This is a genomic window from Alkalibacterium psychrotolerans (assembly GCF_054784355.1).
Genome location: NZ_BAAGPH010000036.1, coordinates 1 through 15,830 on the forward strand (window position 1 = coordinate 1; position 15,830 = coordinate 15,830).

Consider the following 15,830-nt stretch of genomic DNA (forward strand, 5'->3'; position numbering starts at 1 on the left):
AGGAGCTTTGGAAAGGGTCGTTATGGTCACATAGTTACTTTGCCAGCACTGTAGGCGACGTCTCCAAAGAAGTTGTGCTGCAATACGTTCAGGACCAGCTAAAAGAATACAATAGCGGGCGTTCGAGGCGTGATTCATCCCCTGGTTGAAACCTGGGGTTTTCTCACTAACGCCCCGTATAAATAAGAACTACAATCAGAACCGACAGCATTACAACTTTAGCAAGCCTTTTATTAACCAGCTTTTTTATGCTTGTCGTTTCATTTAGTCCTCCATCAGAATTATCTTCCCCCGCTTCTTCTTTTATAAATAAATCATCAGACAACTGTTCTGAAAAGTGTCCTTCAATGGCTTCATACTTCTCCAGTTCGCTTTCTACCAGTCTTCTCTCTTCTGCCGAAGCCTTCCCTTGTTTATACCGTTCTAGTATCTCTTTAAAATTCATAAGTATCCTCCTTCAGTCGTCTTCCCAGTTTTTTTCGAGCCCGATACAGAAGTGTCTTTGCATTCATTTCAGACACCCCTAACGTTTGGGCAATATTTTTGATAGACAGTTCACCGTAATAGAACAAGTGCAGAACTTCCCGATAAATTTCCGGCTCAAGCGTCATCAGATGACGGTAAAGGCGCTTATCTCGGTCCTGTTTAAGGTAACGGCTGGCAGGTTCTTTATCCGGTGTTTCCTTGAGTGTCTCCTCGTGATAATCTACAGGACTCGATCTGCCTTCTTTTTTTTTGACATCAATGTAGTGGTTTTTTAACACACGAAATAGCCAGAATTTAAATGGACCGTCAGGCTTGTTTGATGTAATCAATGCTTTGTAGAAGGTTTCACTCACCAGATCTTTAGCCATAACCTCATCACGGCAGAGACTCAGTGTATACAGGTGGAGTTCTTTATGATAGTTCTTATAGGCTTTGTCTATGGCATCCGGCTTCATTGAAACCCTCCCTTTACTTTATATACGGATAAAACTGAAAAAGGTTACACATTTATTAAAAAAAATCACTGACTCCATTATAAATGAAATCAGTGACTGTTTATTTTTTATTACCTTGATGCTTTTGGCGGCTGACAGACTTCGCACTTACGCTGTCCGTTTTTTTTGAATTTGGTAAATGTTTTTTCGAAAGTATTGCCGCATGAGCATCTGAATTCCAGTTTTTGTGAAAAACCATGATACTCTGTTGATAACAATTTGCTCTCAGAGTTGTTTTCCACATATTTATTTATTTCTTCAATCGTCCATCTTTTTCTCATTCTTATTCTCCTTAGTTCAACGGGTCCATTTCTCAACATGATTCATTGAGGTGTCTTCACTATTAACAGGTTAATAGTATACCATTCACTGAGAGGGAATAACAGGTGATTATCCGTACACTCTATTTTACTGATAGATAACCAGTCCTGGCTGTGGATCAAGGTCCATGACTTCTTCCGGAGTCATTAATGGATTATCGTAATGCACACCCGGTCTGTCTGAGTAGTAGTACCATAGTTTGAAGCCTTTATAGGGAATATTTGTTGCTTCAGCTACCCGGTCGTGCGTCGCACGTTTACCTTCCGGTGCCCCCCAGCCAGATGTGTTGTGAACAAGAAGGACAGGGTCAAAGTCGCTTGATGCATCTTCCACATCATGTATCATCTTTTCTACAAACTGATGGAAGACGAACTGTCTAGTACCCTGAATCTCGTTGTCTTCAATATAGGCCTGCATAATTTCCTGAACCTCATTCAATTCTGTACCGGTTATGTGTCCAACTTCCTGCATCGGTCTTTCTGTACGCCATTCCGGGTCAAGTGCCAGCTGAACATTCGGGTATCTCAGGAAGGACTGTATTTCCTGAATCGAATAAGTCGGGTGGTGTCTGCCCATCTGGTGATCGATATAGACAAGAATTCCTCTTTCATAAGCCGCTTCGATGTAGGAAAGCACCAGGTCATAATCCATCTTAAACACTTCGCCACCTGGCTGAACTGTTCCATATACTAAGTAAACAGCAGGAATCGTTCCTTTATCCTCTAGTATTTCATCATATTCATCGGCAGTTTCAGTGACTAAATCCAGTAATTCATCGACTGGGTGACGACCGACTATTCCCATAATTTCAGAATTAGGGTGACCATAATAGGCTACGACGGTATGGTCTTCAAAGAGTGTTGGAGAAGCATAAAACTCATTCAGTTCTTCATCATTAAATTCTGTCAGCTGGTGCAGTTCATTCAGGTCATCGGTAGTAAATTCAGAAGATACCCATCCTTCATTCAATGACGGGTTATGGTGTTCAATCTGATACCAGACAACATCTTCTTCTTCTTCTGTTTCCTCAGTAATACGGACTTCATTTCCTTTTCTCAATGATCCTAAATCAGCACTTTCAGAAGACCCCTCTGCTCTAATTGTCAGACGGTCCGCTGTTATGTATCTGACATTTTCCTGATTTCCAAAACCGGAAATTGTTTCTTCTTCCTCATCCTCTTCAGCATCTTCAACTTCGTCAGAAGACTCATCTTCAGAATCGTCTCCTTCACCGGAATCAGCTGCTTCCTGTTCACCTTCTGATTCATCTGTTTCAGTACCTGCTTCACTGTCAGCCTGCTGTTCAGTTCCAGCTGAATCTTCCGGAGTGGTTTCCTCTTCGGTACAGCCTGCTAATGCAAAAAGAAACAACGACGTGAGTGTAAGTAAACGTGCGTATAATTTTTTCGACATATTTTTTTCCTCTCTATTTAACTGAGTTTATTCAGTATCAGTCTTTTCCTGTGGATAAACGAGCCCCATCTGCCTTCTGCATTCATCTAAAAGTTCCATCACTTCAATCGTACTCCGAGCGGTAATATGTTTTCCTTCTTTTCTTCCCGAACGGATATCCTCGGCGACATTTGAAAACTGGTTGCCATAAAGCAGATCCTCAGTTGTGAAGCGTTCAACTGTATCCCCTACAGTCAGAATCGCTTCTTTTGCCATATGAAACTGCGGGACGCTAATCGAGCCTTTTGTTCCCTTGATTTCATAAAAGTGCTCTCCGGCTTTTGCCATTGAAACAGACATGTTTGCTCTAAAATCTCCATAGTCAAAAGTAATCTTTTCTTCATAGTCGACTTCCTTCACAACTGCTTCACAGTCAATTGATTCAGGCAGGCCGAACAGTTCATACGTATACCGGACATTGTAAACCCCTAAGTCCATAAGAGCCCCACCAAGCATAGACGGTGTGGTGAGACGAGGATTAACCGGTTTATTTAACAGCGACACTTCAAATGCACTGTTCACTTCAGTAAGTTCTCCAATTATTCCGGAGTCCATCCATTCTTTTACTTTCAAGGCAACCGTATTATGCCAAGTCCACATAGCTTCAGACACGTAACTATCCTGTTTCTTGGCATAGTCAAATACGTCTTTTGCCGCCTCTGCATTCACTGCAAACGGTTTTTCACACAACACTGGCTTGTTATGATCAATACACAGCTTCGTGTAGTATTCATGCAAATCATTGTTTACGTTTATGTAAACCCCCTCTACACCAGGTGCAGTAATCGCTTCTTCAGCTGTATCGTATACGTTTCCCCCAAACTGTTTAACAAAGTCTTTCGCCTTGGATTGTGTTCGGTTCCAGACTGCTACAATTTGATTGCCTTCAGTCTGTACCAGTTCACTTGCCGTGCCTTGCGCAATGCCTCCGCTCCCAATGTAAGCCCATCCAAATTTAGTCATAATTAGCGTCCTTTCAAAAAAACTGCCTTGGTTTTTATTAAAAATAAAATAGTATTATAATAGCTTAATGACCTTCAGCTTACAATTATTTATATAGTTATCCTTTAAACAATGTCACTCATGAAAGTAAAATAAACAAAAAACTGTGACAGATAAAATACAATTGAACCGAACGAGTCTTTAAATTAGATAAAGCGAGTTAACTGGTTATTAACAGTAATAGAGGAACGGTCATATGTTTATACCGTCCTCAATCAGTTATGAAAATACATTGTCACTTTATGGGTTGCAGAAGTTGCAATTCCCCGGGTCCGCTGACTCCTCACCATTTGGAAAAGTTTCTTTTTCATTATAGCCGCATTTTTTGCATTCATAAATATAGGCTTTAATCAAATCTGTAGGAAGGCTGCACCAGCTGCAAGGGAGACCTTTCACTCTCTCGGAGATTTGGTAGCCCGGCCAGCTGCAGTTCGGACAAAGACTTGTCATTTTTGACACCATATCCTTGGTCGCTGCTTCAATTACTTTCATCCTTCTGGGATTGTACATAGCTCTCAAATCCGTTTCAATAAAAATACTTTTGTCTTCCGAGCAGTCTAAGAGCGTCTGCACTGCTTCTTCCAGCGAGTCAGTTGAAACAATCCCCTTAATAATTTCCGTGCCTTTATGACTAGTCTCTCTCACTTTCACAATGACCCCTGTTTCAGGAAAACCTATGGATTCTGCAAAGCTTAGGGCCTCCTCAAAAGAATTAACCTTGCTGCCTTTATAGTTTGCTTCTGTAGAGGTAGCCATGCCGATCAATTCCAGACTGTTTTCCCGGTCTTTAAGCAGGACAATTTCCCGATTAAATGGAAAAAATGGAATAACGGGATGCGAACCGAAGCTGCCTTCACTGGCAATCGCCAGCGTTTCATTACTGAATGCCATAGCTCGTTCTGCTTTCCTTTGAGCAGCTTCAAGCTGGTTGCCTCTTCGTTTAACTTCTCCTGAAAATGTTCCAAATTCATCAGAGTTAAAGCCTTTTGGCACAAGCAAATTAATTCCCACTTTTTCTTTTAAAACCGGGGCAATAACCTCTTCTTTTTTATGCATGGAAGCCAGTACTGCTATCCGTTCAGCAAACAGACTGACATTATTTTCTTTATTCATTATTAAACTCCTTTAACGCTTTTACATACTATTGTCATTTTGTTATATACTATCAGGCTTCACCAGATAATGCACTGTTTTTTGTAAAAAAAAAATCCCCCTGATGCAGCTGTTATAAGTCTACATCGGAGGAATCTTTTCTATTTACAATTCATCTGTATTAAACAAGTCTGTCTTCTGAAATGACAACATAGATGCTGTCGATTTTTCCTTCTCGGTTAAACAGCAGCTGACTTGTTGCTGAATCAAGTTCTTCAGCATTATCCAGCTCGGTGCTCTTGCTGTCTGTAAAATTAACAGTTATTGCTGCTTTTTCGCCAACTGTATACACCACGGGAACAGAACAGAATGTGAAGCCGAGCGTCTCTTCTTTCAGTTTAATGACACGGTTTTCTGAGCCATCAATTGACGGAAGGGTCCAGTCTGTTTCATTAGTTAAAAATTCTGATTTTTTAAGCAGTGAAGGAGCGAAACGAACACGACCTTCTGTTACTTTCACACCCAGTTCATCCAGCCTTGAAATAAAGTCTTCTTTTACCTGACCAGTCATTCCTGGCTGCTGAACTCCCGCAAAGCTTGGGGTATGGGAATAGGCTTCTGTCGGGAACCCACCATATTCTTCAGGAGATTTGTCCAGGCCAATTCCTGCTTTCGTTTCTTCATAGTCCTTCATCAAGTCAGCTGCTTCTTCCGTCATGCCGTCTTCATTATAGACTGCATTGAAATTCTCCTGAGTAGCCAGCACTAGTTTTGAAACCATGTGCCAGTATATAGAACCTAGACCTTCATACTTGTAGAAAGTGCCTGAACGACCAGTAAATGCATGATGATTGAAGAGGTCTGAAAATAATTCCTCAACTTCTTTGATTACTTCATCGTTGTACTCACCAGTTTCTTCAAGCGCCTCTCTGATTTCTTCACCGTTTCTAAAGCGGCCGTTGAAATGATACTTGCCGTTTACATCTTTTTCAATAAAGCGGGAACGTTTCTGTTCCAGTTCAGCTTTTAGAATGTCAGACGACATAACAGCTTCTTCAGGCACGACATTTTTTCCCAGGAATCTTGGCAGATCACGGTTCGGATACAGCATGTAGCTGTTCTGATCTTCACGGTAAATCGCACTGTTTCTGAGTGCTTTTAATACTTCATTGGCTTCTTTTCCATCAAGTGCTTTAGAACTTAACACAGCCACCTGACCTTCAAGCATTTCATATAAGTTGGAAATACTGCACTGCTGGTCACCGAATGTAATCAGGTTATAGGAGTGATACAGGCCGTCTGTTCGTTTATTTTTTCCGATTGAATCCGTTAGATGGGCAATTGACACATCTACAAATTCCTGAAGCGATGCCATTGACAGCGCAGCTTTATCACCGGAAAAGCCGTTAGTATATATGGACTCTCTATACGCTTCACCAATTCTTCCGAGAGTTTGAACAATATCAAAACGCGTCTCATCTGACAGCTTGCTGCCGAGTTCTTTCTCATTTTCCAGCAGGACAGCTTTTGTATCTTCAAACATCTTCAGCACTTCTTCAGAGACTTCAATCGTCTCTTCCTTGATTTCTTTTAACAGGTCGTTCAAATATACTTGGAAACGGTGCATGTAGTAAAGTGTGACCATTGACAAGCCATTTCCGACTAAAGCGTTATTAGCATCATTCCATTCGGGACGCTGGGTATTCATCCAAATGCCGCCTTCGGGAACATAATTAGAAAACTTGGACAGCATTGTTACCAGAAGTTTTTCCATCAGATTGACTTTATATGTTTCATCTCCATTATACAAGAGCTTGCCATCCGATCCGATACGGGCAGTCCGGTTGTCAATATCCGCTTCTTTATCATCATCGTATTCAATACTGTTTCTCGGGTCTTTTACGAGTGCATCAAAGCCTTTAATTTTGTAGGGAACATTTGCGTAAACGAAAAGGTCTTTGTGCATTAACTCTTTCAGTTTTTCAGGATTATATGATTTCGACAGTTCCATCAGTTTCAGTAGATAGATAATCTGGTGGTCACCCCAGTAGCCGATATTTGACCACGGATCTTCAGGGTCCAGTGTTTCCCAGTCAATTCCGTCCTTGGTGATACGATAAGGATTATACCCGTCTGCAGTCGATGCATTAACGAATTTAGCTATGATACTTTCTGTATAGGCTGGATAGGAGACAGATAAGGCTTCCCAGTTCTGGAAAATATCCCGCCAGTTCCCTTCAAATTTCAGTTCCTTGCCGCCATCTTCTTTAACCACTTCAATATTGAATTTGTTCCATGGTCGGCTTGGATCACCATGACGTCGGCTGAACGTTAGAGGCAGATACTCGAATACCAGTCGCTCAAAATCAGGGCTGTTCAGTTCTCCAGCCTGCTCAAGCAATTCATTGTAATCCACTGTATCAGAAAGACTGTTCAGGAAATGCTCCTGCTGCTTGTAAACATCCTTGTTCCATGTGTAGGCAAACGTTTTAAAATCCTCTGTACTGATAGTGTAGCCATCTGTATAAATACCGCCACGCATAATGTTATAAAGCGTATTGGAGAAATGTCGATAGCTGGCTTTTTCGTTGCCGGTTGACTGGAAACCGTCCGCTTCAAATACTAGTTTTTCTAAATTACGGTCTCCTCTAGCTACATCAGAAGACACCTCATCTAGTATAGTTTCATTTGTAGTGATTGAATCAATTAGAGCTTCGACTTCCGACGCACTCTGGTTAAGTTCAGAAATAATGGACCAGGTCTTGGACGCACCTGCATCAAGTTTAACGTCGTCTGTCACATAATAAGACCCTCGTCTGCCTTTCACATCATCTTCTGTCTGCACATCTTTGTTACTTGAGAAAGTTTCTACTTGCTGCTCTGATAATAAGTATCCCGGATTATCCAGACCTTTGGACCAGACTGTGGTTGCCTTGAGAGACTCACTTGGTTCAGCTTTATCCGTTAAAATGGAACTCAGGGTATAGATGCCAAGTCCCGCTTTCTCAATCAGTTCTGATCGTTTATACCCATCAACCAGGGTGCTCTTGGTTGTCTGCAGCAATGTGTTGACTCCGTATGGCAGGATGTTTCTTATTCCATCCAGTACGCGTACAGTCAGGGTCTCGTCTCCTAAATTAACTAGATTCGATTCTTTCACAAAACCGAATGTATTACTGTTCTTCCACGTATACGTGTATTTCACATCCAGATCATGGTTAATTTCTTCAAACATAATCTTATTTCCGGTCGTATTTTTATACAGATTTCTAGTCAGTGTGTAAACATTGGTGTTATGACGGGAAAAAGGCTTCCACAGATACTGTTTGTCGTCACGGCTGACGATAAGAACTGTATGTGACCCTGTCGTTTCAGCACTGTCATGAATTTTGTCATCTGTATCATAAGGGAAAAGAGCCGATTCGGCATTTTTACGGCCGCATGTCAGCCCTCCTGTACTGGAAATGAACATCCAGTGATCGACATCCGACACGACGGTCATAAAAAACGGATTCATTTGATTATAGTGCTCAATTTTGAAAAACGTCTCATCGTTGATGCTGACGGTTTCCATAGAAACCTCGTTGGTAGTTTGAGTTAATTCTGTTTTGCCTAAATATAAATTGGTCTGTGTCATAATGATTTCCTTTCTTTTCTAAATTAAATTGAGGTTAAGTGATGTCGATTGCTTTGCGACAGACTATCATTGTTACGTACTTTTTTATGCATATAAGAAATTACACTAGCTCTTAATTTTCGACAGCTTTTTTGCCTTGCTGATAAAATTCATAGACTCTTTCCCATTGCTTTGTTTCGCCAGGTTCGAGATTGATGTCGATAAACAGTTCCGGACAGACCACATGCGTATATCCCCATAATGCTACTTTTGAAGGGATGAAGTCAGAGACTTCTTTTACACCCGCACCAATTTCATGGTTAAATAAATCCCAATTATAGTCAGCAGGTATCTCTTTCCAGTCAATGCTGGCATAAAAGTCCGCTTCGGGTGTCTCATTCCATGTCAGCTGATTACCATCTTTACTTATGGATCCGACAGCAATGTCAATACTCTCCATATTAGGCAGTGTCAACTGGTAATCACTGCCTACAGACTGATTGTTCATGCCGATAAAATTATGCGAGTACTCATTGGTATTTATGGGCTTGTTTCCTGTATTAGTTAACTCGTAGCTTAGGGTTAAGCGGTTAACCTTTAAAGATATTTTTTTAACCAGCCGGTAGCCATAGCCACTCTCAGTTGAGCTGGTTAAATCGAAGGTTACTGCGTCTTCTGTTTGAGTGATGTCTATGTTAAGCGGTGTGACATCATAACTGTTAAAAAAATCATACTCTTCCTGAGACTGTTTTTTTAGCAGGCCGACACCTATTTTTGGAAAACTTTCGCCTGGCTTGATGTCATCATATCCGATTGGTTTATCTAGCCCAAATTCATTACAAAAACCCAGTCCCCCGGTTCCTTTTCCTTCTTCTAGTTGTTCCGGCACACAAAAACTAACTCTTTCATCAAGAACAATCTGACTGATGAAACCTGTCCAGTCAAAACGCGAACCCTCATATATTTCACCAGGCTCCTGGATGGACACTTTTAGCCGATTATTTTCTAAGTAAAGCATCTGTCGCTTCCTCCTTAAACTTTAAACCATCACCTTCATGGCTATTATGTAAAGTCCGATAAAAGTTGATTGCTCATAGACTCCAATATAACTGTGAATGTTCCTACTAAGACTAGCATATTATCTCCAGAAAACAAAGCGCTTAACCCATCAATTTTAATCCTTTAAATAATTGTGTTATTTCCTACAACTGTATATTTTAAAAAGAAAAGCAGTGACTGAAAAAGAACGTTCTCTCTTCAAGTCACTGCCAAAGTTATTATTCTATAAGTATTGCTACAAAGTACTGGGACGACAATTTTTTTTAATTAGAGCTTTTATTCAAACTGTAGCTGGAAGGATTCTGGCACAAAGGCGGGTGTCTGTCTTTCTAGAATGTGTAGTACCAATTTTGATACAAGTACACCTGGACCTAGTGCCTGCCCCACACTGATAGTCGGAATGGTTTTCTCAGCTATCCATTGGCCTATTTTTTCTTCTGTAGCGTAATCGGGGAGAATTTCGCTATACCCTGTAGGTGGAAACGTCTGACCCTGCAACTCATCAATGGTCACATCTTCTGGAATGCCTACGTAGTCTTCAAAACTTAAGCCATCAGGTGAAAATGTCAACACAGACGTTCCAAATCCTAGTGCTACTGCAGTAGTAATAAACAGATTTTTTCGGCGGCCGGCACGGTGTAACGCAACAGATTCAGGGAAAGCAAAATAGTCAACCGCATCAATAACGTAATCTGCTTCTTCTACAAATCTGTCGACATTTTTTTCGTTTACCCCATCCAAGTAACAGTCAATTTCCATCTCAGGGTTAATGGTAAGCAAGTGTGCTTTGAGGGCTTCAGCTTTCATCTGACCGACTGTCTTATGTGTAGCAGCACACTGTCTATTGATATTTGACACATCAAATGTATCCGGATCAGCCAATATTAATTTACCAATACCCATTCGTGCAAGCAATTCTGCAGAAAAACCGCCGATACAGCCACATCCCGCAATTGCTATGGTCGTGTTATGCAGTTTCTCGACCTCTTCTTCCGACATAATCCCGATATTTCTTGAAAATTGTTCTTTAACCATAATTAAACTTCCTTTCCTATTGTCTTGTTTTCTGATTCCATCAAATAGTCGTACAGTGGCTTTCTTTTTTCCTTGAGGGCCATGAGGCATTCTGATAAATCCAGCATGCATGGGATAGATTTTGACCCTAGGTACACAGTTGGTTCGCCAATCACTTCAAAAGGAAACTTGAATATTCTATTTAAATAGCGGTAAACACGCTCATCTACACAGCAAACCCAGTGCGACAGGTCAGTTTCCATTGAATAGTTAAAAATTGTCCGAATAATCCCCAGCCCAACATCGTGCTTCGGCATTTTTGTGAAGGCACTTACTTCTGCATACTTACCCGAATCCAATAGCAATAGTTTTTTCATTTGCTCTTCAAATATAGCGAAATTACGAATAGTCGGCAGCTCTTCCAATGAATTAAAAATTAATCGGGTGACACCTACTACCTCCTGGGTGTCTGCTGTCTGGACGACAAAATATTTTGAACTGTCAACGTAGGGATCGTCCTCATTCTCTTTAATAAAGCCCACTTCCTGGTACCGTTGGTAATGCAACGCCATTGCTTCTTTAAACAAGCTACCTTCAGCCAGTTTAAAATAATATCCTTCTTCGTCTATCAAAATGTAACACTCCTTTATTAATTTTTATTACTCTTATATTAAACTCTAGATAAGAGTGAAATAAAAGTCTTTTTTGTATTTATTTCCATTATTTTCTGAGGTTATAGTTATTTACTCAAAAAAATGCTATTCTTTTAATGGATGATTACAAAAAAGAAAACTAGGATGATAGCATTAATGACCAATATTGCAAAAGAAAAAGAACGTTTATTGACTGATTTAACAACCAGTTATGATAAAAACCTGAACAAACAGGTCCTTTATATTACATTTATATACACGCTCTTGAGTATTTCATGGAATCTCCTTTTCAGATGGTTCAATCTGCCTTTTTCACGAGCAAACTTAAGCATTCTTTTCTCAATTTTATTTGTATGGTGTTTGGTCTATTTTAGCAACAGACTTACATCCATTAGCTCACAATTCAAGACATACATATTGGCTTTCTTTTCGGTTTATATAATAATTAGTCTTTATTTTGGATCAGGTTATTCTGAGTCGTGGAGTTACTTTCTACTTATTCCTGTCGTTATCAGTTTATACGGCAAGAAAGCATTATTATTATTCTCCTCCACTATTGGCTTTATCAGTCTGACTATTGTGAGCTTCTTTTTTCCAGTAGGGACGTATTATGAAACAGATACGATAGACTTATCTAATCGTCTCTTGTTATATCTTATCGTAGCGACATTCAGCTATCTTTTACTGATTAAACTGAATATGCTGTATGACAAACAGGTTAATACTGTCATACATGCGATGGAGTTGAAACTGGAACAAGTTGTTCAAAGCTTTATTGTGGCAATGGAAGCTAAAGACGCTTACACGTTTGGCCACAGTGAACGGGTCAGCCAGTATGCTGTGGCCATCGCTCAGCAACTTCCACAGTATCAGGATGAAAACAAGCTAAAAAACATCAGACTAAGTGGGCTGCTGCACGATATTGGAAAAATCCACATATCCGATGACATTTTAACAAAACCTGATAAACTGACTAAAAGTGAGTTTGAGGTGGTTAAAAGTCATACTACTATTGGGGCTCAGATGGTTGAAAAAGTAGAAGGACTTGAAGGCTTAAAATGTGGCGTTCTTTACCATCATGAGCGTTGGGATGGGACAGGTTACCCAAAAGGTGCTCAAGGACTTGAAATTCCATTAGAAGCGAGAATACTCGCTGTAGCGGATGCCTTTGACGCCATGACATCCACCAGAGCTTATCGCAGAGGTCTTTCCTTTAACGAAGCATACAGCCAGGTATTGACTAATCTCGGCACACAGTTCGATCCCAATCTACGTGAGGCGATTGAATCAGCAAAAGAAGCGATTCTAAAAATTCACGTTAAGAATCAAAACAATCTGGATGATTTAGAAAAACTGACTGACTTTCTATAAAATGCAACAAAAATCTCCCCTACTGACAGTTCTATGCTGTCGGTAGGGGAGATTTTTTAATTTTTAAGTTTTAGTAGTCAGATTGAGCTGCTTCTTAAATATTCAAATCAATCTCAAGCATTAAAGGCGTGTGATCCTGGCGGTCTCCTGAGTCAATCATATCAGATGTTTGTACTTTATCTGCCAGACGACTGCTAACGAGCCAGTAATCAATTCTCCAGCCGGAGTTATTGATTTTACTCGTTTTAGCACGCTGATTCCACCATGAATAGCGTCCAGTTACATCACCATGCAGATGACGGAAGGTATCTGTAAATCCTCTATTCAATAAGCGTGTAAATCCTTCACGCTCTTCGTCAGTGAACCCAGCTGACTTGTGATTTCTCTCAGGGTGAGCCAAATCAATTTCTTTGTGTGCCACGTTGTAGTCACCCGTTGCGATTACTGCTTTTTTCTCGTCTAAAGATGATAAATAGTCGGCATATTTTTCGTCCCAGATTTGGCGCTCTTTTAGTCTGACCAGGCCTGACCCTGAATTTGGCGTATAGACTTGAGTCACGTATACCTCATCAAATTCGAGTGTGATAATCCGTCCTTCTTTATCCATTGTATCCGGTGCTCCGATTTCAGGATAGGAAACTTCTGGCTTCAGATGGCTCTTATACAAAAACATCGTTCCCGCATAGCTTTTTTTAGCCGGCTCTTCAGACACTCTCCAGACGTATTCATAGTCCGGGAATAGTGTACTCAAAATTTTATCATGTTTTTTTGAAGGGCCAGTTCTAGGTAGTTTTGTTTCTTGGATGGCAATAATATCAGGATTCTGTTCGATAATGGTATTCATAACCTCTCTGGACATTACTGCACGATTGGAGTCGCTCGTTAAGGTTGCATTCAATGAATCGATGTTCCATGTAATTAATTTCACTGTTATTCTCCTTTGCTTCTTTTTACACTACTCTTTCTATTTTAACATTAAAGAGCGTGGAGAACGATTATTTCTAACTGAAAACTGACTACATTAAATTAGACAGCAGCGCTGTGGATCAGAAACTATTATTTTTTCCTCTGTGTTATTAAGCCCTAATCATGCCCACTACCAATAGCATCTTTGACACTGTCAAACCCATACTTTCTCAGCGTGGCGGGTAACTGATCAATCAATTCCTTGCATATCATCGGATTTTGAAAATTGGCCGTCCCGACAGCAACGGCACTCGCACCGGCCATCAAAAATTCCAGAATATCTTCCGTTGTGAGAATGCCCCCCATCCCTATGATGGGAATATTAACAGCTTGATATACCTCATAGATCATTCGAATAGCGACAGGTTTTATCGCCGGTCCCGATAACCCGCCTACCTTATTGCTCAATAACGGTTTTCTACTATTTAAATCTATTTTCATACCCGTCAACGTATTAATCATCGTCAACCCATCGGCACCTGCACGTTCTACCGCTTTTGCGATTGCGACAATATCCGCAGCATTTGGAGATAATTTAACGTAAACGGGGATATCAGACTGCTTTTTAACACGCTTAGTCACTTCATAGGCTACTTCTGGAACCATACCGAACTGCACACCTCCCTCTTTTACATTGGGACAGGATATATTCAGTTCAATCGCATGAATCAGGTCCGTTTGCCTAAACGCTGCAGCAACATTCTCATATTCCTCTACTGTACTGCCAGCAATATTAGCTATGACGGGTAAATCAAAAGACCCAAGGAATGGCAGTTCCGTTTCAATAATACTCCGTACCCCCGGATTCTGCAGCCCAATCGCGTTCAGCATACCTGATCTTGTTTCCGCCACGCGAGGTGTACTGTTTCCCAATCGCTTCTCTTCAGTAGCGGCCTTAATCATAATGGCCCCCAGTTCACTTAAATCATAAAACTGACTGTATTCACGCCCAAAACTGAAGCAGCCGGATGCCGGCATTACTGGATTTTTCAATTGTAACCCTGGTAAGTTGACTGCTAGAGACATTATATTTTCACCTCTCCTGTATGGAAGACCGGACCATCCTGACAAATTTTCTTACTGCTTTTTTCATCTTGAGTTGGTACGACGCACGCATAGCAGGCACCAACCCCGCATCCCATACGCTCCTCCAGTGAGAGAAAGCCTTTTTTATCTTTTAGAGTCGATTCGATTGCTTTTAACATCGGATTGGGTCCGCAGGCGAAATAATAATCAAACACTGGTTGTTCACTCTTAATAATGTCTGTAACAAAACCGCGCTGTCCATAACTGCCGTCATTTGTGGTGACATAACAGTTTCCAAGTCTTTTAAACTCTTCTTCAAAAAAGACATCTTTTTCATTTTGAAAACCAATGACTGTGGTAACTCCAATGCCTTTCTCAACAAGTTTCTTTGCCAGATAATAAAGCGGGGGAACTCCAATTCCTCCTCCAATCAGGAGAGCATTTGTCATTTCAATCTGATCAATTCTATAGCCGTTTCCACAGGGAATGAGCATATTAAGTGGCTCACCTTTTCTCATCTTGCTGAGTTTTCGTGTCCCTTCTCCCAGCTCTTTGAAAACAAGCGTGAGTAAGCCTATTTTACTATCGACGTCAGCTATGGAAATTGGACGGCGAAGCATATGTTCGCTTGAAGAACCAATCTGAATATAAACGAACTGGCCGGGTCGAATGGTTTCAAGCAATGCCCCTTCCATTTGGATATCCATCTTAATAGTTTTAACTGCTATGACTTCTATTGATTGAAGCTCTGCATTAATCAATTTCATACTTTTACTCCTCCATTAATTAGTAGTTGCTACACTTTTAACTGGAGGTTTTCTTGAGCAACTTCAGGGCACAAAAAAACCTCTCTGCCAAGCTGCAAAGAGGACACGTACAGAAAAAAATCCGCACAAACTCATTACAACCTTGCATGCCTCACAGGACTTGCTTAAAGGTGCATCTCAAAATGTCATAAAACTAAACGTTTACTAACTTATTCACAAAAAAACATAAAATAAATACCCTTCTTCCACGGGTGAGAAAGAGGGCATAGAACGGCATATTCTATACTTTTTCCTTTTTCAGACTCACAGGACTGTAATTAAAGGGCGTTATTTCTTCTTATTATTCCAGTAATTAAGAGATAAGTCAATGGTGTATTATCCATAGTATGTGTAAAGCTATTCTCGGAAATTTATTCTAGAAATCTGAAACGCAGTTTATTGTTTTTGACTTTCTCAAGCCTTTTTTGCTGTTCGAGCTTTTAAAAGGCTTGAGAAAGTCAGTTCTAATTAA

15 protein-coding genes are annotated in these 15,830 nt (G+C 40.5%); 2 read left to right on the forward strand and 13 right to left on the reverse strand.

Translation table 11 applies throughout. From position 1 onward, the window contains the following. On the forward strand, positions 1-149 hold a 149-nt coding region (locus ACYVLS_RS06780), incomplete at its 5' end, for a transposase (RefSeq protein WP_460322833.1). A 17-nt stretch (positions 150-166) separates the two neighbouring features. On the opposite strand, the gene ACYVLS_RS06785 is transcribed toward ACYVLS_RS06780, so the two are convergent. The 10 genes from ACYVLS_RS06785 to ACYVLS_RS06830 form a co-directional block, all read right to left on the reverse strand. Beyond that, a complete protein-coding gene (locus ACYVLS_RS06785) occupies positions 167-445 on the reverse strand; it encodes a hypothetical protein (protein WP_460322790.1) in 279 nt (92 codons plus the stop codon). After that, a complete protein-coding gene (locus tag ACYVLS_RS06790) occupies positions 435-941 on the reverse strand; it encodes an RNA polymerase sigma factor (RefSeq protein WP_460322793.1) in 507 nt (168 codons plus the stop codon). Before ACYVLS_RS06790 ends, ACYVLS_RS06785 begins: the two co-directional genes overlap by 11 nt. Positions 942-1,051: 110 nt before the next feature. Further along, entirely contained in the window at positions 1,052-1,261 is a 210-nt protein-coding gene (locus tag ACYVLS_RS06795; protein WP_460322796.1) for a hypothetical protein, read from the reverse strand. Positions 1,262-1,388: 127 nt separating this feature from the next. Next, entirely contained in the window at positions 1,389-2,714 is a 1,326-nt protein-coding gene (locus ACYVLS_RS06800) for an SH3 domain-containing protein (protein ID WP_460322801.1), read from the reverse strand. A 27-nt stretch (positions 2,715-2,741) separates the two neighbouring features. Beyond that, positions 2,742-3,716: a Gfo/Idh/MocA family protein gene (locus ACYVLS_RS06805; RefSeq protein ID WP_460322804.1), complete on the reverse strand. Its 975-nt coding sequence runs from the start codon at positions 3,714-3,716 to the stop codon at positions 2,742-2,744. 279 nt (positions 3,717-3,995) lie between these two features. After that, complete coding sequence (locus tag ACYVLS_RS06810; RefSeq protein WP_460322807.1) at positions 3,996-4,868, reverse strand: DUF6671 family protein; 873 nt, start codon at positions 4,866-4,868, stop codon at positions 3,996-3,998. A gap of 160 nt (positions 4,869-5,028) precedes the next feature. Continuing rightward, positions 5,029-8,484, reverse strand: coding sequence for a hypothetical protein (locus ACYVLS_RS06815; RefSeq protein WP_460322810.1), 3,456 nt, complete (start codon positions 8,482-8,484; stop codon positions 5,029-5,031). Between the two features lie 112 nt (positions 8,485-8,596). Further along, positions 8,597-9,481 carry a hypothetical protein gene (locus ACYVLS_RS06820; protein ID WP_460322813.1) on the reverse strand — a complete coding sequence of 295 codons (885 nt, stop codon included), beginning with the start codon at positions 9,479-9,481 and terminating at the stop codon, positions 8,597-8,599. Positions 9,482-9,798: 317 nt separating this feature from the next. Then, positions 9,799-10,557 (reverse strand): ThiF family adenylyltransferase, encoded by a 759-nt coding sequence (locus ACYVLS_RS06825; RefSeq protein ID WP_460322816.1) that lies wholly within the window; start codon positions 10,555-10,557, stop codon positions 9,799-9,801. 2 nt (positions 10,558-10,559) lie between these two features. After that, on the reverse strand, positions 10,560-11,168 hold the full coding sequence (locus ACYVLS_RS06830; RefSeq protein WP_460322819.1) for an N-acyl amino acid synthase FeeM domain-containing protein: 609 nt from the start codon (positions 11,166-11,168) through the stop codon (positions 10,560-10,562). Positions 11,169-11,345: 177 nt separating this feature from the next. Between ACYVLS_RS06830 and ACYVLS_RS06835 the strand changes: the two genes are divergently transcribed. Further along, on the forward strand, positions 11,346-12,560 hold the full coding sequence (locus ACYVLS_RS06835; RefSeq protein ID WP_460322822.1) for an HD-GYP domain-containing protein: 1,215 nt from the start codon (positions 11,346-11,348) through the stop codon (positions 12,558-12,560). Positions 12,561-12,654: 94 nt separating this feature from the next. Here ACYVLS_RS06835 and ACYVLS_RS06840 read toward each other — a convergent pair whose 3' ends face one another. The 3 genes from ACYVLS_RS06840 to ACYVLS_RS06850 all read right to left on the reverse strand — a co-directional run bounded on the left by ACYVLS_RS06840 (position 12,655) and on the right by ACYVLS_RS06850 (position 15,319). Next, the gene (locus tag ACYVLS_RS06840) at positions 12,655-13,488 is read right to left on the reverse strand and encodes an exodeoxyribonuclease III (protein WP_460322824.1); all 834 of its coding nucleotides are present in this window, start codon (positions 13,486-13,488) and stop codon (positions 12,655-12,657) included. A 155-nt stretch (positions 13,489-13,643) separates the two neighbouring features. After that, complete coding sequence (locus ACYVLS_RS06845) at positions 13,644-14,552, reverse strand: dihydroorotate dehydrogenase (protein WP_460322827.1); 909 nt, start codon at positions 14,550-14,552, stop codon at positions 13,644-13,646. Then, on the reverse strand, positions 14,552-15,319 hold the full coding sequence (locus tag ACYVLS_RS06850; RefSeq protein WP_460322830.1) for a dihydroorotate dehydrogenase electron transfer subunit: 768 nt from the start codon (positions 15,317-15,319) through the stop codon (positions 14,552-14,554). The genes ACYVLS_RS06845 and ACYVLS_RS06850 overlap by 1 nt, the downstream gene beginning before the upstream one ends. Between the last annotated feature and the right edge of the window lie 511 nt (positions 15,320-15,830).